The organism is Kitasatospora sp. NPDC048545 (genome assembly GCF_040651155.1).
GTDB lineage: Bacteria > Actinomycetota > Actinomycetes > Streptomycetales > Streptomycetaceae > Kitasatospora.
Genome location: NZ_JBEZIQ010000017.1, coordinates 89,603 through 109,191, shown reverse-complemented (window position 1 = coordinate 109,191; position 19,589 = coordinate 89,603). Strand labels below are relative to the sequence as shown.

General features: G+C 71.4%; 21 protein-coding genes and 2 pseudogenes. 12 read left to right on the top strand and 11 right to left on the bottom strand.

Annotated elements, in window-relative coordinates; all coding sequences use genetic code 11:
- Nucleotides 1–24: 24 nt before the first annotated feature.
- Nucleotides 25–327 (bottom strand): DUF2530 domain-containing protein, encoded by a 303-nt coding sequence (locus AB0D10_RS18270; RefSeq protein ID WP_360257172.1) that lies wholly within the window; start codon nucleotides 325–327, stop codon nucleotides 25–27.
- Nucleotides 328–568: 241 nt separating this feature from the next.
- Here AB0D10_RS18270 and AB0D10_RS18265 point away from each other — a divergent pair, with 241 nt between their 5' ends.
- Nucleotides 569–2,029, top strand: coding sequence for an NCS2 family permease (locus AB0D10_RS18265; RefSeq protein ID WP_360257170.1), 1,461 nt, complete (start codon nucleotides 569–571; stop codon nucleotides 2,027–2,029).
- A 190-nt stretch (nucleotides 2,030–2,219) separates the two neighbouring features.
- Here AB0D10_RS18265 and AB0D10_RS18260 read toward each other — a convergent pair whose 3' ends face one another.
- The 3 genes and pseudogenes from AB0D10_RS18260 to AB0D10_RS18250 all read right to left on the bottom strand — a co-directional run.
- Entirely contained in the window at nucleotides 2,220–2,474 is a 255-nt protein-coding gene (locus tag AB0D10_RS18260) for a DUF397 domain-containing protein (RefSeq protein WP_360257302.1), read from the bottom strand.
- A gap of 18 nt (nucleotides 2,475–2,492) precedes the next feature.
- Nucleotides 2,493–3,005: pseudogene (locus AB0D10_RS18255) on the bottom strand (DUF5753 domain-containing protein); the annotation flags it as partial.
- 63 nt (nucleotides 3,006–3,068) lie between these two features.
- Nucleotides 3,069–3,281: pseudogene (locus AB0D10_RS18250) on the bottom strand (helix-turn-helix transcriptional regulator); the annotation flags it as partial.
- A gap of 126 nt (nucleotides 3,282–3,407) precedes the next feature.
- On the opposite strand from AB0D10_RS18250, the gene AB0D10_RS18245 reads away from it, so the two are divergent.
- The 5 genes from AB0D10_RS18245 (at nucleotide 3,408) to AB0D10_RS18225 (ending at nucleotide 7,418) form a co-directional block, all read left to right on the top strand.
- A complete protein-coding gene (locus tag AB0D10_RS18245; RefSeq protein ID WP_360257167.1) occupies nucleotides 3,408–3,632 on the top strand; it encodes a hypothetical protein in 225 nt (74 codons plus the stop codon).
- Between the two features lie 608 nt (nucleotides 3,633–4,240).
- On the top strand, nucleotides 4,241–4,489 hold the full coding sequence (locus AB0D10_RS18240; RefSeq protein WP_360257164.1) for a hypothetical protein: 249 nt from the start codon (nucleotides 4,241–4,243) through the stop codon (nucleotides 4,487–4,489).
- Nucleotides 4,490–5,284: 795 nt separating this feature from the next.
- Nucleotides 5,285–6,394 carry a radical SAM protein gene (locus tag AB0D10_RS18235; RefSeq protein ID WP_360257162.1) on the top strand — a complete coding sequence of 370 codons (1,110 nt, stop codon included), beginning with the start codon at nucleotides 5,285–5,287 and terminating at the stop codon, nucleotides 6,392–6,394.
- Nucleotides 6,391–6,522, top strand: coding sequence for a hypothetical protein (locus AB0D10_RS18230; protein ID WP_360257160.1), 132 nt, complete (start codon nucleotides 6,391–6,393; stop codon nucleotides 6,520–6,522). Before AB0D10_RS18235 ends, AB0D10_RS18230 begins: the two co-directional genes overlap by 4 nt.
- Before the next feature lie 92 nt (nucleotides 6,523–6,614).
- A complete protein-coding gene (locus AB0D10_RS18225) occupies nucleotides 6,615–7,418 on the top strand; it encodes an aminoglycoside phosphotransferase (RefSeq protein WP_360257158.1) in 804 nt (267 codons plus the stop codon).
- A gap of 33 nt (nucleotides 7,419–7,451) precedes the next feature.
- On the opposite strand, the gene AB0D10_RS18220 is transcribed toward AB0D10_RS18225, so the two are convergent.
- Nucleotides 7,452–7,799: a GntR family transcriptional regulator gene (locus AB0D10_RS18220; protein WP_360257156.1), complete on the bottom strand. Its 348-nt coding sequence runs from the start codon at nucleotides 7,797–7,799 to the stop codon at nucleotides 7,452–7,454.
- On the opposite strand from AB0D10_RS18220, the gene AB0D10_RS18215 reads away from it, so the two are divergent.
- On the top strand, nucleotides 7,723–7,941 hold the full coding sequence (locus tag AB0D10_RS18215) for a hypothetical protein (RefSeq protein ID WP_360257311.1): 219 nt from the start codon (nucleotides 7,723–7,725) through the stop codon (nucleotides 7,939–7,941). The genes AB0D10_RS18220 and AB0D10_RS18215 overlap by 77 nt on opposite strands.
- A gap of 203 nt (nucleotides 7,942–8,144) precedes the next feature.
- Here the strand turns inward: AB0D10_RS18215 and AB0D10_RS18210 are convergent, their stop codons facing one another.
- Nucleotides 8,145–8,591 carry a VOC family protein gene (locus tag AB0D10_RS18210; protein ID WP_360257153.1) on the bottom strand — a complete coding sequence of 149 codons (447 nt, stop codon included), beginning with the start codon at nucleotides 8,589–8,591 and terminating at the stop codon, nucleotides 8,145–8,147.
- A 131-nt stretch (nucleotides 8,592–8,722) separates the two neighbouring features.
- Here AB0D10_RS18210 and AB0D10_RS18205 point away from each other — a divergent pair, with 131 nt between their 5' ends.
- Complete coding sequence (locus tag AB0D10_RS18205; RefSeq protein ID WP_360257151.1) at nucleotides 8,723–9,649, top strand: DUF4231 domain-containing protein; 927 nt, start codon at nucleotides 8,723–8,725, stop codon at nucleotides 9,647–9,649.
- 219 nt (nucleotides 9,650–9,868) lie between these two features.
- Complete coding sequence (locus AB0D10_RS18200) at nucleotides 9,869–11,581, top strand: hydrogenase maturation protein (RefSeq protein ID WP_360257150.1); 1,713 nt, start codon at nucleotides 9,869–9,871, stop codon at nucleotides 11,579–11,581.
- A 96-nt stretch (nucleotides 11,582–11,677) separates the two neighbouring features.
- Here AB0D10_RS18200 and AB0D10_RS18195 read toward each other — a convergent pair whose 3' ends face one another.
- Complete coding sequence (locus AB0D10_RS18195; protein WP_360257149.1) at nucleotides 11,678–12,526, bottom strand: MHYT domain-containing protein; 849 nt, start codon at nucleotides 12,524–12,526, stop codon at nucleotides 11,678–11,680.
- Nucleotides 12,527–12,821: 295 nt separating this feature from the next.
- Complete coding sequence (locus AB0D10_RS18190) at nucleotides 12,822–13,262, bottom strand: VOC family protein (protein ID WP_360257147.1); 441 nt, start codon at nucleotides 13,260–13,262, stop codon at nucleotides 12,822–12,824.
- A gap of 123 nt (nucleotides 13,263–13,385) precedes the next feature.
- On the opposite strand from AB0D10_RS18190, the gene AB0D10_RS18185 reads away from it, so the two are divergent.
- Together AB0D10_RS18185 and AB0D10_RS18180 are read left to right on the top strand one after the other, a co-directional pair.
- Complete coding sequence (locus AB0D10_RS18185; protein ID WP_030235202.1) at nucleotides 13,386–13,820, top strand: MarR family transcriptional regulator; 435 nt, start codon at nucleotides 13,386–13,388, stop codon at nucleotides 13,818–13,820.
- A gap of 135 nt (nucleotides 13,821–13,955) precedes the next feature.
- Nucleotides 13,956–15,476, top strand: a complete 1,521-nt coding sequence (locus AB0D10_RS18180; protein ID WP_360257145.1) for an MFS transporter — start codon at nucleotides 13,956–13,958, stop codon at nucleotides 15,474–15,476.
- Between the two features lie 44 nt (nucleotides 15,477–15,520).
- Here the strand turns inward: AB0D10_RS18180 and AB0D10_RS18175 are convergent, their stop codons facing one another.
- Nucleotides 15,521–16,057: a GNAT family N-acetyltransferase gene (locus tag AB0D10_RS18175; RefSeq protein WP_360257143.1), complete on the bottom strand. Its 537-nt coding sequence runs from the start codon at nucleotides 16,055–16,057 to the stop codon at nucleotides 15,521–15,523.
- 192 nt (nucleotides 16,058–16,249) lie between these two features.
- Here AB0D10_RS18175 and thpR point away from each other — a divergent pair, with 192 nt between their 5' ends.
- Nucleotides 16,250–16,840, top strand: a complete 591-nt coding sequence (thpR, locus tag AB0D10_RS18170) for an RNA 2',3'-cyclic phosphodiesterase (RefSeq protein ID WP_360257141.1) — start codon at nucleotides 16,250–16,252, stop codon at nucleotides 16,838–16,840.
- A 326-nt stretch (nucleotides 16,841–17,166) separates the two neighbouring features.
- Here thpR and serC read toward each other — a convergent pair whose 3' ends face one another.
- Nucleotides 17,167–18,285 (bottom strand): phosphoserine transaminase, encoded by a 1,119-nt coding sequence (serC, locus tag AB0D10_RS18165; protein WP_360257139.1) that lies wholly within the window; start codon nucleotides 18,283–18,285, stop codon nucleotides 17,167–17,169.
- A 150-nt stretch (nucleotides 18,286–18,435) separates the two neighbouring features.
- A complete protein-coding gene (locus AB0D10_RS18160; protein ID WP_360257136.1) occupies nucleotides 18,436–19,536 on the bottom strand; it encodes a citrate synthase 2 in 1,101 nt (366 codons plus the stop codon).
- Between the last annotated feature and the right edge of the window lie 53 nt (nucleotides 19,537–19,589).

The following is a 19,589-nucleotide window of genomic DNA, read 5'->3' as shown; positions in this document are numbered from 1 at the left end:
CGATGCGTGCTACTAAAGGACCGTTCAGTCCGACCGGGTGGCCGGGTCCTGACCGTTGTCGTCCACCGTCCGCCCGGCCGCCCCGGCGGCGCGGCTGCGGGCGATCGCGTCCCGCCGGGCGCGGCAGTACCAGAGGCCGATCAGGCCGAGCAGGCCGCCGGAGAGGCAGATCCACGGCCAGGTGCCGTGACCGTGCTCGGAGAGCGTGCCCTGGAAGGGGAGCAGGGCGAGGAAGGCGACGAACCACACCACCGTGCCACCGCCGACGATGGCGACGTCGTTGGCCTCCAGTGGAGGGGGCGAGGGGTGCAGCGGCGTCTTGGGCATGGGGCCTAGCGTACGGTGCGGCGGGGCCCGGACGCCGCGTGGAGGCCGCGTGGAGGCCGCCGTACGGACCGGGTGCGGACCGGGCGCGGCCCCGGGTGGGCCCGGGTCGCGACCCCTGCGGGCTCTACGCGCGAAGATAGCGCGTGTGCGATCGGGAAACCATACTTAAAGGTCTGATCCCGGCCACCGTCGCCCCGGGTGTCACCCCCCTCTCCTCAGCTCCCCCACAGAGGACGCACGCATGCCTGTGGTCCAGCCGACCACCGAGTCGCCCGAACCCGCCGACGCCGCTCCCGAGCCCCCCACCGGCGCGGTCGACCGCTACTTCCGGATCAGCGAGCGCGGCTCCACCCTGCCGCGCGAGATCCGCGGCGGTGTCGCCACGTTCTTCACCATGGCCTACATCCTGGTGCTCAACCCGATCATCCTGGCCAGCGCCACGGACGTGACCGGGGCCCACCTGGACAGCGCCCAGCTGGTCACCGCCACCGCCCTCACCGCGGGTCTCACCACCCTGCTGATGGGCGTGATCGGCAACGTCCCGATCGGCCTGGCCGCCGGCCTCGGCGTCAACACCATCGTGGCGCTCCAGCTCGCCCCGAAGATGACCTGGCCGGACGCCATGGGCATGGTCGTGCTGGCCGGTTTCGCGATCATGCTGTTGGTCGCCACCGGGCTGCGGGAGCGGGTCATGAACGCCGTCCCGCTCGGCCTGCGCAAGGCCATCGCGATCGGCATCGGCCTGTTCATCACCCTGGTCGGCCTGGTCGACTCCGGCTTCGTCAGCCGCATCCCGGACGCCGCGCACACCACCGTCCCGCTGCAGCTCGGCGGCAACGGGCACCTGCTCGGCTTCCCCGTCCTGGTCTTCGTCGTCGGCCTGCTGCTCACCCTGATCCTGGTGATCCGCAAGGTGCCCGGCGCGATCCTGATCAGCATCGCGGTCTCCACCGCGCTCGCCGTGGTGATCGACAAGGTGGCCGACGTCCCGGCGCTCAAGTGGGGCCTCACCGTTCCGACCTGGCCGGGCAACCCGGTCGCGGCGCCGGACTTCGGGCTGGTCGGCAAGGTCAGCCTGTTCGGCGGTTTCGAGAAGGTCGGCGTGCTGACCGGCGTGCTGTTCGTCTTCACCGTGCTGATGTCGTGCTTCTTCGACGCGATGGGGACCATCCTCGGCGTGGCCGACGAGGCCCACCTGCTGGACGAGAAGGGCGACCTGCCGGGCATCAACCGGATCCTGATGGTCGACGGCATCGCCACTGCGGCCGGCGGCGCCACCTCCGCCTCGGCCAACACCTGCTTCGTCGAGTCCACCGCCGGCGTCGGCGAGGGCGCCCGCACGGGCTTCGCCTCGATCGTCACCGGCCTGCTCTTCGTGGTGGCGCTCTTCCTCACCCCGCTTGCCACCATGGTCCCCGCCCAGGCCGCCACCCCGGCCCTGGTCACGGTCGGCTTCCTGATCCTGGCCAACTCGATCAAGGAGATCGACTGGGCCGACTACACGATCGCGATCCCGGCCTTCCTGACCATCGTGATGATGCCGTTCACCTACAGCATCACCAACGGCATCGGCTTCGGCTTCATCGCCTTCTGCGTCCTGCGCCTGGCCGTCGGCCGCGGCCGCAGCGTGCCGGTCCCGCTGTACGCGGTGGCGGCGGTGTTCGCCTTCTACTACCTGATGCCGGCCTTCGGACTGCTCTGACGCCCTACGGTCCCCGACGCCGTACGCCGCGCGGCCCCGTCCTCCCCCGTGGGAGGGCGGGGCCGCGCCGTGCACCGATTCGCGCGTTACCAGCACCTTCGGCTGTTCGGGGGTTGCAGTGACCGCAAGCTCCATACAAGAAGAGCCCCGGGGAACCAGTCCCCGAGGCTTCTCTGCGCCTTGGGCCGGATCAGAAGGTCGGGAACTCCCCGGCCTGGATGGCGCCTACGAAGGCCGACCACGCCGCGGGGGAGAACCCCAACTCCGGACCACTCCGGTCCTTGCTGTCTCGCACCGGAACGATGCCCTCGACCCGAGCGGCAGCGGGAGCTACCTCGATGCACTCGCCGCCGTTGCCCTGAGAGAAGGTCGACGTCTTCCACTCGCGCGGCCCGGGGTGCCAGTCGACAGGTTTGGTTGGGGTCACGTTCACTAGCTCCCTCATTGCGCAACGAATCCGGCGGGCGGAGTCCGGCCAGTTCAGTGCCTCAGCCCGAAGCCGATCATAGGCGTGCGATCGCCGCTCCACCGTTTCCGGGTCGGTCACGAAGTGCCCGCCGTCTCTGCTCTCTGCGTAGGACCATGTCTCCCCGTCCGGCAGGCTCAACAGATGAAAGCCGCCCGCTCCGGTTCGCTCGCCCAACTCCCTCTGCGTGACGTGTAGATGGATGTTCGGATGCCGGTCCGGGATGGTCAGCAGGTGTTCAAGCTGCTCGTGCATCACCAGGCGCCCGCCAACCTGCTGCCAGATGACCGCCTCATCGACTATGGCCACGAGTTCCGGCCCTCCGGGGGCTAGAAACCGCGCCTGCCGCCGGAGTCGCGCCCGTACGCCCCGCTCGATCTCGGCGTCGTCGGCTTCGGGCTGAAGTACATACCGGAACAGCGCGCGAGCGTAGTCGGCAGTCTGAAGAAGGCCTGGAATACGTTCGGTGTGGAGCCCGCGAATCCTCCACGCTTCCTGTTCCTGCCCGGCGTATGACCTGAACCATTCCGGATGATCGATGGTGGCCCAGTCGACCCGATCCCAGGCGTCTGCCAACTGGCCGTGAGTGTCAAGGGCCGTGTCACACGCTTCGGCAAACGCACGGGTCGGCGGGCGCTCCAGAACCTCGATCTTGTTGACGTAGCTGGGGTGGAAGCGGATTGCCCGCGCCAGCTTGGCGCACGAGTCGAACCCCGCCCTCTCCCGGTGGTCCCGCAGCAGCCACGCCCAGACGTTAGGCGTGATCTGTACGTCTCGCTGCTGCACCCGCCTGCCGGCCAACGTGAACTCCCCATTCGAGACAACCGATCTGTCTTGACGTCAGGTATACCCCTTCGCCTACCCGGTGCAGTTGTCTAGTTACCGCACAGCAACGGCTCAAAGGCGGCGGACATGACCGTGTACCGGCCCAAGCGTGGACAGCTTGTCCACGACCGACGGACGAACCGAACCGGCGTCTACATGGGCGCCTGGGGCGGTCAGCAGTACGTCCGCCCCGAAGGGGGCGGGTGCGAGTGGACGGCGGACCCGGCGGACGTCGGACCGATCGGCCCGGGACTGGAGTACGCCAACCCGCTCGGAGCGCCCCGAGGATCGATCCGTCTGACGGACGCGTGAGACCGCCGCGGGTCTACACAGTGCTGGTCGGCACAGCCGCCGTCGCCGCCCTGGCCGTCGCTCTCGTGACGGACACGGCGATACACGGTCAGCCGTACGGGCCTAGGGCACTTGCGGTGCTGCTCAGCTTCAACTGCGTCTTCGGTGCGGCGGTCGTCGCTGCCGATGCCCTTCTTCGGGGGGCAACCACTACCCGGAAAGGTGCGGCAAATGAGTGACCCCCCGGATCGCTGTCTCTGCGGTGCGCAGATCAACCCGAGCGAGCCGGACGCGGACGGCATCAGCACGTGGTCCTGCGGCTGCCGCCGGTTCGGGCTCTTGCTGCCGCCGGACTGTCGGCGGGCGCACCCGGACGAGCCTGCCGTTCAGGTCTGCGGCCGGAAGCGGACCCGGTAGCCCCGAACTCCCGCCCCGATCGGATGTCCTTCCGTGAACTCCGATCGAGGCGGGCTCCAACTCCCGTACCCCCGCCCGAACGCTTGGGTGGACGTCCCGGTACGGGAACGGTGGTCCCGTCCGTACATGCCCCCCGTCATGGATGGGCGGGACCGCTCCAGACCCCGTCCTGGGCGCGTGCCAGCGCCCAGGCCCCACCCCACGAAGGAACAATGGTTTTGCTCCCCAAGCCCAGCAAGGTCCCGCCGCGCAGTGAGGCGGACGAACCGACCGGAAAGGTCCGCCAGAGGCTGATCAAGCGGTACGAGAACGGGGTGTCGAGGTACGCCCTTGCGCGCGAACCGGGGCACACCGACCAGTGGTTGCGGGTGCGGTTCGCCCGGTGGGGTGTCCAGATCCGGGGCCGGTCGGAGGCGCAGCGCATCCGATGGGCGCAGCACAGCGAGAACCCTGCCGCATGACCGGCGGAATGCTCTCCGGTAGTGGGCCCGCTTCCAGGGTGTGGCAAGCCCAGTTCTGGTTCAGCGGCCAACCGGGCATCCCTGCCAAAGATGGGCTCCCTGGAGTTGCAGGGACGCCTGACACCAACGGGTGGGTGTACTGCGCGTCGTTCGAGCGTCTGGCATCCAACCTGATTGCGGGGGCTGCCTGGCAGTGCTCCGGGTTGGAGCCCGCTCCGGAAATGATCAACTTCGGGGAAATCCTGCTGCGGCACGGTCGGCGCGTTGCCGAGCGAACGGGGCGGTGGACGTACGGAGCGGGCAGAGGACAGGGCTGGGCGGACGTCACCGTCATCTATGACCCGACCAGGGGGTGATCCAGTGCCCCCGAAGACGCCCGCCGGCGCCCCGTTCCTTGTCTCCGACGTCGTCGCCACGGTGGCCAACACCGAGACGTGCGAATGCCCCCGACCCGCCGGATGCGTTCAACGCCTGGGGCTGCCCCCGGCGCGCGGACGGTTCCGCGACGGACAAGGCCGTATCTGGGAAGTGGTCCGTCGGCAACAGTTCGCCGACCCCGTAAACGGCAGGGTGCGGCAGACAGCCATCCTGCTCCGGCGGTATGAGGAGGACCAACCCGTCTTCATGACGATCCGGTGCGCTGGTCCGATGCAGACGGAGAACCGATACGAGGCGAACCGCCTCGGACGCCCACCCCGACTCCCGTTCGAACCGGTCACGCCGCCGACCGGAGGCCTGCGCAGGTGAAATCCGACAGCTACGACGCCCGACCGGCGTCATGAAATGGAGGGGACCGTGGGACACCAACTGATCGCTGCCCCGTTCGCGGGTGGGCACGTCGTGCTGAAGCCCGGCCGAATCGAGGCCATCAAAATTCCCGAGCGCCTGTTCCGGGAGCTGGACCACGGCGGTATCCCGCGCTGGCTGACGGACGCCGTTAACCGCCGGTGGGACATGACGCTCCCGGACCGGCCGATCGGCGAAGTCGTGCTGATCCGGAAGCCGCCGCTGTTCGGCCACAGTCGGGCCAGCTGGGAACTCAACCTCGGGTGCGACTTCGACTGTGATCACTGCTTTCTCGGTGAGCGGCCGTTTGCGGGCCTGGACGAGGCAGGCAAGCACGACCTGTTGCGGACCCTGCGGGACGCCGGGGTGCTCTGGCTCCAGATGACCGGGGGCGAACCCTTGATCGACCGGCACTTCCCCGGCGTCGCTCGGCTCGCCCACGACCTCGGCATGATGATCGAGGTCCAGACGAACGGGTCGCGACTGTCCCGGCCGGAGATCCTGGACGTGCTGACGTCCGTCCGGCCGTACCGGGTTGCCGTGTCCCTGTACGGCGCCACGCAGGAGACGTTCGACGGCTTCACCCACAGTCGGGGCGCGTTCAAGCGCGTCACTGTCGGACTGGCCGCCGCCGTCGACGCCGGGTTGCCCGTGCGCCTGTCGCTGATCATCACGGCGAAGACCGCTCACGAGCAGGACCGCATGCGCGGCATGGCCGACGACATCGGAGTGCCGTACATCGAGTACACCCACATGTCCCCGACGATCTACGGCGGCGGCAAGACACTCGACTCCCAGAGTCCCGCCCACCTCAAACCGGTTGGCCGTTTCGAGGGCTGCAACGCCGGTCACACCTTCCTGCACGTCGACCCCCACGGCCAGGCGTCGATCTGCAAGGTCGCCCGCGACGAACAGGTCGACCTGATGACCGAAGGAGTCCAAGGACTCTCCCGCCTCGGCGTAATCGCTGACGGCCTCATGCTTCGCACCGGTGGCTGCGCCGGCTGCCAGCTCTCCGAGAAATGCTCGGTGTGCAGGCCGCTGGCCAAGCGCTACCAGGAGGCGAAGGCACCACTCAGGAACTACTGCCAACACGGACAGAAGGAGAGTGCAGCATGACCGCTGTCATGGTCGAGATCAGCCCCACCCGCACCGAGGAGGACGACGAGCTGTCGTTCATCGACGACGCCGAGGCGTTCGGCGTCGACGCCCTCCCGGGATGCAACGACGACAACCCGTACCGGTAATCCGGTACTAGCGTGACGTGTCGCCGGGCAGGCTCCAGACGTTCAACCTGGGGCCCGCCCGGGGGCCTTCCATGACTGACGAACGGAAGACCGTGACCACGACCCGCATCCCCTACGCCGACCTTCCCGTCGCGGCGCGCAGGGCCGTTGAGACGCGCACCGGCCCGGCCCTGAAAGTGGAGTCGGAAGCCGAGGGCTTCAACAGCGAGATTGCTGCTCGCCTGATCACTCAGGCCGGCGAGTACTACGTGAAGGGACTCAGGGCAGACCATCGACGGGTGTGGACTCAGGCCAGAGAGGCGGAGGTGAACCCGTACGTGCACGGGATCGCACCCGCGTTGCTCGCCCGCGTCGAGGCCGCGGGATGGGACTTGCTGATCTTCGAAGCGGTCGACGGGCACCACGCCGACTACAGGCCCGGCTCGCCCGACCTGCCCAAGGTCGTTGACGTACTTCGGCGTCTGGCGGAAACCCCTTGTCCGCCGATCGAACTTCGGTACGCCGAACAGCGGCTCGCCCGGTACGCCGCGTGGCCGGAAGACCTTGACCACTTCGCCGGGAACGCGCTGCTCCACACCGACTGGCACAACACGAACGTTCTCGTGACCGACCAGGGTGCCCGGCTCGTTGACTGGGCATGGGCCACCAAGGGTGCCCCGTGGCTGGACGCTGCGTATTGGGTGATCTGGCTGATCGCATCCGGGCACGACCCCGCCGCGGCTGAGGAGTGGGCCTCACGCGTCCCGACGTGGCAGACGGCTCCCGCCAAGGGGATCGACGCATTCGCCATCGCCAACGCCAACATGTGGCACGAGATCGGCGGTCAAGACCCCGACGCGTGGACGGCCCAGATGTTGGCAGCCGCAGAACGCTGGCGGAATCACCGGACGACTTAGCTCTCTGTCCCGTCCGGGTCCGGCTGTGCGGGGCTATTCCGTCGGCGCCGGTCGCTGGTCGGCCGGAACAACCCAGGACCCACGTCCCCATTCGGTCGTGATCAGCCCGCGTTCGCGGAGCACTTCGAGGGATCGCCGAACGGTCATGATCGCCCGACCGAAGCGCGTCACCAAAGCCGACTCGGAGGGGAACGGCGTCCCGTCGTCGTACACGCCTGCATGAATTTCCGCGGTCAGCTCGTCGGCGATGGCACGGTAGCCGTTCCACCCCAGGCCCGCCGCCCCGCCCGCGCCGTCGTGGGAGATGCCCGCGCTGTTCAGGGAGATCCCGCCGCACGTCGCTGACTGGCGGAAGCCTCTCCGCGGTGAGGACAACGCCACAGTGCGCCCCTACACCCCGAAGGCCGTCGTCGACCCCATCCGGCGCGCAGCAGCGTTCGCAGCGCTCGACTTGCCTGATCCGGTCAACTGGCTGGCCGACGCAGCCACGGCTGACCAGGTGCTCGCCGGGGCGGGCGTGTGATGGCAGAGAACGCGACCAAGCCTCACTCGTGCTGCATCTGCGGCACGAAGACCGCTGACGGCCGAGTGATCGGCACCGTGGACCGCGTAAGCGGCCCCGCGTACGTCCGCTGGGCGTGCCGGACCCCCTGCGCCCCGGCGAAGACCCGCTAGACCCTCACAGCCCCGTCCGGGTTCGCCTGGGCGGGGCTTTCTCGGTCAGGCTCAGAAGTAGGAGTTAGAGGTGTTGGGGTCCCGCATGACGGTCCACGCGCCGCCCGGCTCCGCGACGTCCCGCAGGACGGTGGCGCCGAGGGCTTCGAGGCGGGTGACGGTGGCGGCGCGCCCGCCCGGGCCGGGGTGGAGGTCCAGGTGCAGGCGGTTCTTGGCCTGCTTGGACTCGGGGACGGCCTGGAAGAGGATGCGGCGGCCGAGGCCGGTGTCCGAGTCCGGGTCGTACGGGTCCTCGGGGTGGCGGACAGCGGCCGGCGTGCGCCAGGCGGCGTGGCCGTCCACCTCGGTGGTGGCGTCCGGGCCGACCGCGCCGGCGGCGAGCAGCCGGGTGACCAGCGGGCCGTGGTCCTCCAGTGCGTACTCCAGGGCGGCGGCCCAGAACGCGGCCTGGCGGTGCGGGTCGGCGCAGTCGATGACGAGCTTCCAGTGCAGCGGCATGTAACCGGTTGTATCGGTGACCCGTCCGACGGGCAATCACGGGCGGTCGGAAGGTGTCAAAAAGGTGCCCGTGTAGCCCAGTTGGCGGCGGGAATACTGGCTGGACGGAGAAGGGGGAGGGGACTCGACCGATGGTGCAACAGGATCCGCCCGGGGGTGTCGAGGCGCAGTTGCTGCCGGAGCTGTTCCGGACGGCGGACAACGCCTCGCTGGAGGGCCAGCGCGAGACGCTGCGCTGGTACCGCGGCCTGATCGCGATGCTGGTGGTCGCCGCGCTGATCGGGTCGTTCCCCGGCCCGGACCACGAGGGCGGCGACTTCGACGTCTGGCCGCTGTTCTCGGTGGCCGCCTTCCTGGTCGCCGGCTACTTCTGGTCCCGGCTACGCCGCAGCAACCCGCAGGGCCGCTGGTACGAGGCCCGGGCGGCGGCCGAGTCGGTCAAGACGCTGGCCTGGAAGTACACCGTCCGGGCCCGCCCGTTCGACGGCGAGGCGGAGTCCGCGGACGTCGACCGCGGCTACCTGCTGCAGGTCGAGGACGTCATGCGGGCCTTCGAGGACCCGGAGATCGTGCCTCCGGACACCGTCGCCGAGATCACCCCGGAGATGCGGCGGCTGCGCGCCGAGAGCCTGACCGCCCGGCGCACCCTCTACCTGCGCACCCGGGTCGAGGGCCAGCGCACCTGGTACCGCTCCCGGGCGGATTCCTGCGACTCGCAGGCGGTCTCCTGGGGGCTCGGCATCGCGGCGCTGATCATCCTCGGTGCGGCGGCCGCCATCGCCCAGGCCACCGGTGCGCTGCAGGTGCACGTCTTCGGGGCCAGCTCGGCCGCGGCCGCGGCGATCATCGCCTGGACGCAGCTCAAGCAGCTCCGCCCGCTGGCCGCCGCTTACCAGCTGGCCGCGCGCGAACTGGAGAACGTCGGCAACCAGCTCTCCGACCTGGACGTCCGGGCGCCGGACGCCGAGGCGCGCTGGGCCCGGCTGGCCGCCGAGGCGGAGGACGCGGTCTCCCGCGAGCACACCACCTGGCGGGCCCGCCGGGCGTTCCCGCGCTGAGCACCGTCGCGACAGCGGGCCCCTGCCGTGCCGCGGGGGCCCGCGCCAGTCCAACTCGGAGAAGGGACTGGGGAGATACCGCGAAGCGCGGGCCACGCCGGGACCACAGGTGTGCGGGGTGCGTGAGGGTAGAGCGGCGAGGTACGGACCGTAATCGTTACGTGTCCATGCCCTGGTTTCATCGCCTCCGCGCGACCCCTGTACCGCCGGAGGCCCCCCTTGCGCATTCTCCTGATCGCCAGCGCGTTCAACAGCCTGACCCAGCGCGTCCACACCGAGCTGCGCGAACGCGGCCACCAGGTCGCCGTGCAACTCGCACTCGGTGACGAGCAGATGAGGGACGGGGTGGCACGCACCGATCCCGAGCTGATCGTCTGCCCGATGCTGACCAAGGCCGTCCCGCGGGACATCTGGTCCACCCGGACCGTCCTGATCGTGCACCCGGGGCCCACCGGCGACCGCGGCCCCTCCTCGCTGGACTGGGCGATCACCGAGGGCGCGGAGCGCTGGGGCGTCACCGTGCTGCAGGCCGTCGAGGAGATGGACGCCGGCGACATCTGGGCGTCCGTCGACTTCCCCGTCCCCGACTGCGGCAAGAGCGAGCTGTACCGGGGCGAGGTCGCCGACGCCGCCGCGGAGGCCGTCGTGCTGGCCGTCCAGCGCTACGAGGGCGGGCTGTTCACCCCCGAACCGCTGGACTACGGCCGACCCGACGTGCGCGGCGAGCTGCGGCCGCTGCTGCGCCAGGAGGCGCGCCGGATCGACTGGGAGCACGACGACACCGCCACCGTGCTGCGCAAGCTGCGGGCCGCGGACTCCCAGCCCGGCGTGCCGGACGAGTTGTACGGACGCGACTTCTTCCTGCACGGCGGCCACCCCGAGGACGAGCTGCGCGGCCCGGTGCCCGGCGCCGTGCTGGCCACCCGGGACGGAGCGATCTGCCGGGCCACCGCGGACGGCGCGGTGTGGATCCCGCAGCTGCGCCCGCGCCGCACTCCCGGCGGGCCCGCCACCTTCAAACTGCCCGCCGCGACGGTGCTCGCCGACGAGCTGTACCGGGTCCGCGAGGTGCCGGTGAGCCCGGCGGCGGCCGCCCGCCGCGACACCTGGTCGGAGCTGCGCTACCGCGAGGAGGGCGACGTCGGCTACCTCGAATTCGCCTACCCGGGCGGGGCGATGAGCACCGAGCAGTGCCGCCGGCTGCTCGCCGCCTACCGGGAGGCGGCCGACCGGCCCACCTCGGTGCTGGTGCTCGGAGCGCCCCGGGACTTCTACTCCAACGGGATCCAGCTGAACGTCATCCAGGGCTCGGCCTTCCCGGCGCTGGAGTCCTGGGAGAACATCAACGCGATGGACGACTTCGTCGAGGCCGTCCTCACCACGACGGACAAGGTCACCGTCGCGGCCCTCGGCGGGAACGCGGCGGCCGGCGGGCTGATGGCGGCGCTCGCCGCCGACGAGGTGTGGTGCCGCGACTCGGCGGTGCTCAACCCGCACTACCGCCTGATGGGCCTGTACGGCTCCGAGTACTGGACGTACACCCTGCCGAACCGGGTCGGCGCCGAACGGGCCGAGCGGCTCACCACCGAGGCGCTGCCGGTCGGGGCCGAACACGCCCGCCGGATCGGCCTGGTGGACCGCACGTCCGGCGGGGACGCGGCGGAGTTCCGCCGCTGGGTCGTCCGGGAGGCCTCCGGCATCGCCGCCTCACCGGAGCTCACCGGGCGGCTGGTGGACAAGAAACGCCGCCGCGCCGCCGACGAGGACGCCAAGCCGCTGGCCGAGTACCGGGCGGAGGAACTGCGGCGGATGCACGCCAACTTCTACCGGGCGGGCGAGCCGTACCACGGGCTGCGGCGGGACTTCGTGCACAAGGCGTGCCCGGTGGCCACGCCGGAGCACGTGGCCGGACTGCTCGGGCGGCCCGAGTAGGACGCGCCCGGGCCGCCCGGGCAGGATGCGCGCGCACGGTGACGCCCGGCCGGGGTGGGGGACCGGCCGGGCGTCCGCTCGCGTGCCGCCCGCCGCTCAGCGCCGGACGTCGGCTCCTCGCAGCCTTTGCTGCGGGACCAGGGGTTCCCGCGGCGGCCGGGGTGCCCGGGGCGCCCGAGGGGGCAGCGGGGCGGCCGGACCGGCCAGCAGGGGCTGCGCGTCGGGGCGGCTCGGGGAGACGGCGAAGGCGAGCGAGCCGAAGAAGACGTAGCAGCCGAGCCCGACCCCGAGCGGGAAGATGAACTGCAGCGCCATCACACCGTCCTGCGTGGAGTGCGAGAAGTCCACCTGGACCGACAGCGCCGCCATGCCCGTGTAGTGCATGGCGCAGACCGCCACGCCCATCACCGGCGCGGCCGCCAGGACGGCGAGCGTGCCCCGGATGTTCAGCGCGGCCCAGAGCGCGGCCGTCGCCGCGACCACGGCGATGGCGACCGAGAGCGCCACCGTCACGTGGTCGTAGCCGAGTCGGCCGGGCAGGACCATCGCGGCCATGCCCAGGTAGTGCATCGCGGCGACCCCGAGGCCGGTGGTCAGCCCGCCGATCAGCAGGGCGAGCGCGGGGCGCCGGCGCCAGTACCCGACGGTGAAGAGCCCGACGCCGACGAAGGCGACGGCGACCAGCAGGCTGAGCACGGTCAGCCCCGGCTGGTAGCTGATCTCGACGCCGGTCACGGAGAAGCCGAGCATCGCGATGAAGTGCATGGACCAGATTCCGGCGCCGAGCGAGGTGGACGCGAAGAGCAGCCAGACGGCCCGGGTGCGGCCCGTCGAGACGAGCGACCAGCGGGCGCTGCGCAGGGCCACGAAGGCGCCGAGGCAGGCGACGAAGTACGAGACCGCCGGTGTCACCCAGCCGTGGTCGGCATGGTGGATCTCACCCAATTGAGCTCCCTGGAGGCGGGGTTGAGGGCGCCAGGGCTGGGGCGGACGCGGGTCGGCCGGGGGCGGCCGGGGAGGGCGTGCGGAAACGGGCACGCGAACGGGTACGGGGTCCGCCGAGGGGAGCCTGGCGTGTGGTGCCCCTGACAACGGGGGAGAGTAGGCCACTGTCCGGCGGTCGCACAATGTTCGTGGTTTTCGTGAAATCCCAGGTCAGGATGGACCTTTACGGCGCCTGCATGATCTTGGCACCAACCCCTGACACCGCCTGCGCACGGCCCCCGGGCCCGTTCGTGTCTTACTCCAACGGCGCTAGCCCGAACGGGTGGCCCGCCGGGTCGATCAGCACCTTGAGCGTGCGCCCGTGCTGGTACGCGGGTTGGGTGGCGCCGAGTGCGAGGGCCTTCGCCGTCGACTCCTCCAGGTCGTCCACGTAGAAGTCGAGGTGGAAGTGCTTGCTCCCGTCCGGCTCCGTCCACGGCTCCGGCCGGTACCCGTTCACCCGCCCGAAGCCCAGCGGACTGCCGCCCTCGGGGTTGTCGAGGATCGCGAAGTTCTCGTCCACGTGCCGGGTCTCCCACCCCAGCAGCTCGCCGTAGAACGACGCCAGCGCGACCGGGTCGGCGCAGTCGATGGTGACCATGGCGAGCCGGGCAAACCCGGTGTCGCCCTGTCCGGGCTGTCCGGACTGCTCGGACTGCTCGGACGGCGCGGACTGCTCGGAGACGAGGTCGGACATGGCTGGTCGGCCCTTCTGGGAGTCGAGACCTGAGGCCCATCACCAATATGTCACCGGGCCGAAGCTCCGGCGCGGCGGCGGATCCCATTTTCCTTAGCGAGAGTAATGACGTAAGCTAAAGAGATGCCCGAGATGTCCGAGCAGGACCTCGCAGCGATCAGTCAGCTGCGGTCGTCCACGATGCGCCTCTCCCGACGACTCAAACACCAGCGGGTGGAGGAGTCGCTCAGTCCCACCGAGATGGGAGTGCTGGGCACCCTCGCCCGGTGCGGGAAGGCGACGCCGGGTGAGCTCGCCCGGAAGGAGCACGTGCAGCCTCCTTCGATGACCAGGATCGTCGCGATGCTGGAGGAGAAGGGGCTGGTGCGGCGGGAGCCGCACCCCGAGGACCGCCGTCAGGTGGTCGTCAGCAGCACCGAGCAGGCCGAGACGATCCTCGCGGAGAGTCGCCGGCGCAGGAACGTCTGGCTCGCCGAGCTCGCCCAGGGGCTCGACGAGGAGGAATGGGCCGTCCTCCGGGAGGCCGCACCCGTGCTCTACAAGCTCGCACACCTCTAGGCACACCGAACCCCGCCGGCCCAGCCGGGAAGGACCCCGCGGGAGAAGGGACACCGCATCACCGCAGGACCGACCACCGACACCAGGAGCGCGACGGCCACCGCCATGGCCGTCGCGCCGCGAGGGGAGACCACCGTGACACCGCCGGCCGCAGCCAGCGCCGCCGCCATCCGTACCGACGACCTGACCAACGACCCCGCCGCGGACCGCGCCGGGGCCGCCGACGCCCAGGCACCCGCCCCCACGGGGCTGCCCGGCAGCGGCGACGACGACCCCGACGAACGCACCGCGGCGGACTCCGCCGCTCAGGGCCGGACCCACCCGGCCGCATCCCCGACAGGCGCCCGCTTCACCAGGCCCGGGGGGATGTTCTCCTCCCTGCGCGTTCGCAACTACCGCTACTACTTCGCCGGCCAGGTGGTGTCCAACACCGGTACCTGGATGCAGCGGATCGCCCAGGACTGGCTGGTGCTGAGCCTCACCGGCAGCCCGCTCGCGGTCGGCATCACCACCGCCATGCAGTTCCTGCCGATGCTGCTGCTCGGCCTCTTCGGCGGCGTGCTCGCCGACCGGATGCCCAAGCGCCGGCTGCTGATCTACACCCAGGGCGCGATGGGCCTGCTGGCCGCGGGACTCGCCGTGCTGACCGTCGGCGGCGTGGTGACGCCCTACTACGTGTACGCCTTCGCCCTGCTGCTCGGCCTGGTCACCGTGGTGGACAACCCGACCCGGCAGGCCTTCGTCTCCGAGATGGTCGGGCCCAAGGACCTCGCCAACGCGGTCAGCCTGAACGCCGCCAACTTCCAGACCGCCCGCCTGGTCGGCCCCGCCGTCGCGGGCCTGCTGATCGCCGCGGTCGGCAGCGGCTGGGCCTTCGCGGTCAACGCGCTGTCCTTCGTGGCCGTGATCGGCGGACTGCTCGCGATGCGGGAGGGCGAACTGCGCCCGACCGAGCCGATCGCCCGCGAGAAGGGGCAGCTGCGCGAGGGTCTGCGGTACGTGAAGGAGCGGCCCGAACTGCTCTGGCCGATGGTGCTGGCCGGTTTCATCGGGACCTTCGGCTTCAACTTCCCGACGCTGCTCGCCGGATTCGCCCACGACACGTTCAAGGTCGGTGCCGGCCAGTACGGCCTGCTGAACACCGCGATGGCGGTCGGCTCGCTGGCCGGCGCGCTGCTCGCCGCCCGCCGGGGCGCGCCGAGGCTGCGCCGGCTCGTCGTCGCAGCGCTGGCCTTCGGCGCGCTGGAGGTGACCGCCGCCTTCGCACCCGGCTACTGGACCTTCGCGCTGCTGCTGACGCTGATCGGGGTCTTCGGGCTGAGCTTCAACACCTCGGTCAACTCGATGCTGCAGCTGGCCACCGATCCCGCGATGCGCGGCCGGGTGATGGGCCTGCTGGTGCTGGTCTTCACCGGCGGCACGCCGATCGGCGCCCCGGTCGTCGGCTGGGTGACCGCCTCGTACGGGCCCCGGACCGGCCTGCTGGCCTGCGGACTGGTGTCCGCGCTGGCCGCCGCCGTGGTCGGCCTGGTGCTGGCCCGCAGCGCGGACCTGCGGGTGCGCTTCGACCTGCACCCGGGCCGCGGCGGCCGCGTGGTCGCCGTCGTGCCGCGCACCGCGCCGACGCGCAAGTCCCAGCTGGCCGCCGCCTGCTGACGTGACGTCGAACCCCCCGGGTCCGCCCCGGGGGGTTCCCGGCGTCAGAGCCGGATGGCGAGGACCTGGCCGGGCCAGACGCCGCCCGGCTGCTCGACCTCGAAGCCCTCGGTCTCGGTGAAGCCGAGCGCTCGGTACTGGGCGACGAGCTTGCGGTCGGCGCCGCCGTAGCAGTCGACCCGCAGCAGGCCGATGCCGCGCCGCCGGGCCTCCTCGACCGCGTCGGCGATCAGCGCGGCGCCGATGCCCGAGCCCTTGCGGGTGCGGTCCGTGACCAGGTTGCGGACGAACAGTTCGCGCTCGTCCACGGCCGGGACGTACGAGCCGCACTCCTCGGACAGCACGCAGGAGCCGACCGTACGGCCCCCGCCGTCCACGGCGAGGCGGATCAGGAACGGCTCGCGGCCGTACCGCTCGACGTGCTCGACCCGCTCGGGCGTGGTGCTGAACGGCTGGTCGCCCCACTGGCCGGTGCGGTCCCGGCCGGCCAGCCAGGCCACGGCGCCGTCGAGCAGGGCGAGGATGTCCGGGACGTCCTCGGGGCCTCCGGTGCGGATCTTCAAGCTGCTGGAATCGATCACGGACCCGTTCTAGCCCAATGCCGCGCGGGTGGGAAGACGGCCCTGCCGGGGACGGCCCCCGCAGGGGCGGAGCGGTCGCCGGGGCCATAGGGGCCGTAGTGGCCGGAGCGGCGGCAGGGGCCGCAGGAGCCGTAGGAGCCCCTCCGGGCCGCCGGGCTCCGCACCGGGCGCTCCGCGCGGGAGGATGGGCCCATGAGGCTCTTCGTGGCGGTGCTCCCGCCGGCCGAGGCGTTGCAGGGGCTGTCCGACGCGGTCGCGCCGGTGCGCGGGCTACCCGGGGCGGACCGGCTGCGCTGGACCACCGTCGCCGGCTGGCACCTCACCCTGGCCTTCCTCGGTGCGGTCCCCGCCGAGCGGCTGCCCGAGCTGGAGGAGGCCCTGGCCGCCGTCGCCGGGGTGCACCCGGCGCACCGGCTGCGCATCGCGGGCGCCGGGCGGTTCGGCGACCGGGTGCTGTGGGCCGGCGTCGAGGGGCGGACCCGGGAGCTGCGCCGGCTGGCCGAGGCCGTCGCCGGGGCCACCGCCGAGGTGGTCGGGGAACCGGCCGACACCTTCGCCTTCCACCCGCACCTCACCCTCGCCCGGGCCGGCTCCACCCGCGGCCACCGGCGCGCCGTCCAACGGGTCGCGGCGGCCGAGCTGGACGGCCTGGCGGCGGCGCTGGCGGACTACCGGGGGCCGGAGTGGGAGGCCGCCGAGCTGCACCTGATGAAGAGCGACCTGGACGGCGGCTTCGCGCACTACGAGTCACTGGGATCCTGGGCGCTGGCCGACCGGGACTGAGCCTCCGGGCGCCCTCGCCGTCCGGCGGCGCGGACGGCGGAGGTACGCTCGTTGACCGTGGATCCCAAGACTCGTATGCGCATCGTCTCCGGCACGCTGGTGCTGCTGCTGATCGTCGTGCTGTTCAGCTCACTCGCCGGTCGCTGAGGCCGGCCGGCGGGCATGCCTGCCGGGCGCGGTTGCCGGGGCCGCATGCCGGGGGTCGGCCGACGGGCCGGTGGCCGACGGCGGCCCCTGCCCGGTCCGGGCCCGGCCCCTGCCCCGAACGGCCGTGAGGGCCACCACCCCGGGTGGGTGGTGGCCCTCACGCATGCCTCAGCGGGTGCTCAGAGCTGCTCGACCACGTAGTCGATGCAGTGGGTGAGCGCCTCGACGTCCGCCGGGTCGATCGCCGGGAACATCGCGATGCGCAGCTGGTTGCGGCCCAGCTTGCGGTACGGCTCGGTGTCCACGATGCCGTTGGCACGCAGTGCCTTGGCGACCGCGGCGGCGTCCACCGACTCGTCGAAGTCGATGGTGCCGACCACCTGGGAGCGCTCGGCCGGGTTCGCCACGAACGGGGTGGCGAAGGAGGACTTCTCGGCCCAGCCGTACAGCCGGGACGAGGAGTCGGCCGTCCGGGCGACGGCCCAGTCCAGCCCGCCGTTGCCGTTCAGCCACTCCAGCTGGTCGGCCAGCAGGAAGAGCGTGGAGATCGACGGGGTGTTGTACGTCTGGTCCTTCGACGAGTTGTCGATGGCCGTCGGCAGCGAGAAGAACGGTGGGACGTAGCGGCCGGAGGCGGCGATCTCGGCGGCGCGCTCCAGGGCGGCCGGGGAGAAGGTGGCCAGCCACAGGCCGCCCTCGGAGGCGAAGGACTTCTGCGGGGCGAAGTAGTAGACGTCCGTCTCGGTGATGTCCACCGGCAGGCCGCCGGCGCCCGAGGTGGCGTCCACCAGGACCAGCGAGCCCTCGTCCGCGCCCACCGGGCGCCTGATCGGCATCGCGACGCCGGTCGAGGTCTCGTTGTGGGTGAGTCCGTAGACGTCCACGCCGGCCTCGGCGACCGGCAGCGGGTGGGTGCCCGGGGCGGACTTGATCACGCTCGGCTCGCCGAGCCACGGCGCGGCCTTGACCGAGGAGCCGAACTTCGAGGAGAACTCGCCGAAGTCCAGGTGCTGGGACTTCTCCCGGACCAGGCCGAAGGCGGCGATGTCCCAGAAGGCGGTGGAGCCGCCGTTGCCGAGCACCACCTGGTAGTCCTCGGGGAGCGAGAAGAGGCTGCTCACGCCCTCGCGCACGCGCTTGACCAGGTTCTTGACCGGGGCCTGGCGGTGGGAGGTGCCGAGCAGGGAGGTCTGGGTGGCGGCGAGGGCACTCAGGGCCTCGGGGCGCACCTTGGACGGTCCGCAGCCGAAACGGCCGTCTGCGGGCTTGATGTCAGCGGGGATCCGGATCTGAGCCACGCGCGCAGCCTACCGGCCGGGCACCGGGCGGGGGTACGGTCGTCCGCCCGCTGAGACTGTGATCTTGGCTGCTCGGAGACGCCGACAGCGGGCCCGATCGAGACCGGACCCGCTGCTCAGGGGCACTGTTCGGACGTACGTCCGGTGCGGTCAGTGGCCGATGGCGTCCCAGCCCTCGATCGCCTCGGGGCGGCGCGGGCCGGGGCCGATGTAGCGCGCGGAGGGGCGCACGAGCCGGCCCGTGCGCTTCTGCTCCAGGATGTGCGCCGACCAGCCGGCGGTGCGGGCGCAGGTGAACATCGACGTGAACATGTGGGCCGGAACCTCGGCGAAGTCCAGCATGATCGCGGCCCAGAACTCGACGTTGGTGGCCAGCACGCGGTCGGGGCGGCGGTTGTGCAGCTCCTCCAGCGCGGCCTTCTCCAGCGCCTCGGCGACCTCGAAGCGCGGCGCGCCGAGCTCCTTGGCCGTGCGGCGCAGCACGCGGGCGCGCGGGTCCTCGGCGCGGTAGACGCGGTGGCCGAAGCCCATCAGGCGCTCGCCCTTGTCCAGGGCGTTCTTGACCCACGCGGTGGCGTCGCCGGTGCGCTCGATCTCCTCGATCATGCCGAGCACGCGGGAGGGCGCGCCGCCGTGCAGCGGGCCGGACATCGCGCCGACCGCACCGGACAGGGCGGCCGCCACGTCCGCGCCGGTGGACGCGATGACCCGGGCGGTGAACGTGGAGGCGTTCATGCCGTGCTCGGCGGCCGAGGTCCAGTAGGCGTCGACGGCCTTGACGTGCTTCGGGTCCGGCTCGCCGCGCCAGCGGATCATGAACCGCTCGACGACCGTCTCGGCCTTGTCGATCTCGCTCTGCGGGACCATCGGCAGGCCCTGGCCGCGGGCGGACTGGGCGACGTAGGACAGGGCCATCACGGCGGCGCGGGCGAGGTCGTCGCGCGCCTGCTCGGCGGAGATGTCCAGCAGCGGCTTGAGGCCCCAGACCGGGGCGAGCATGGCGAGGGCGGACTGCACGTCGACCCGGATGTCACCGGAGTGCACCGGGATCGGGAACGGCTCGGCGGCCGGCAGCCCGGGGTTGAACTTGCCGTCGACCAGCAGGCCCCAGACATGGCCGAAGGAGACGTTGCCGACCAGGTCGTCGATGTCGACACCGCGGTACCGCAGGGCGCCGCCTTCACGGTCGGGCTCGGCGATCTCGCTCTCGAACGCGACGACTCCCTCAAGCCCGGGTACGAAATCGGACATGCGACGGCTCCTTCAGTTCTGTGATCGGCGCTCCGCCGTGGTGGGGCGGCGCG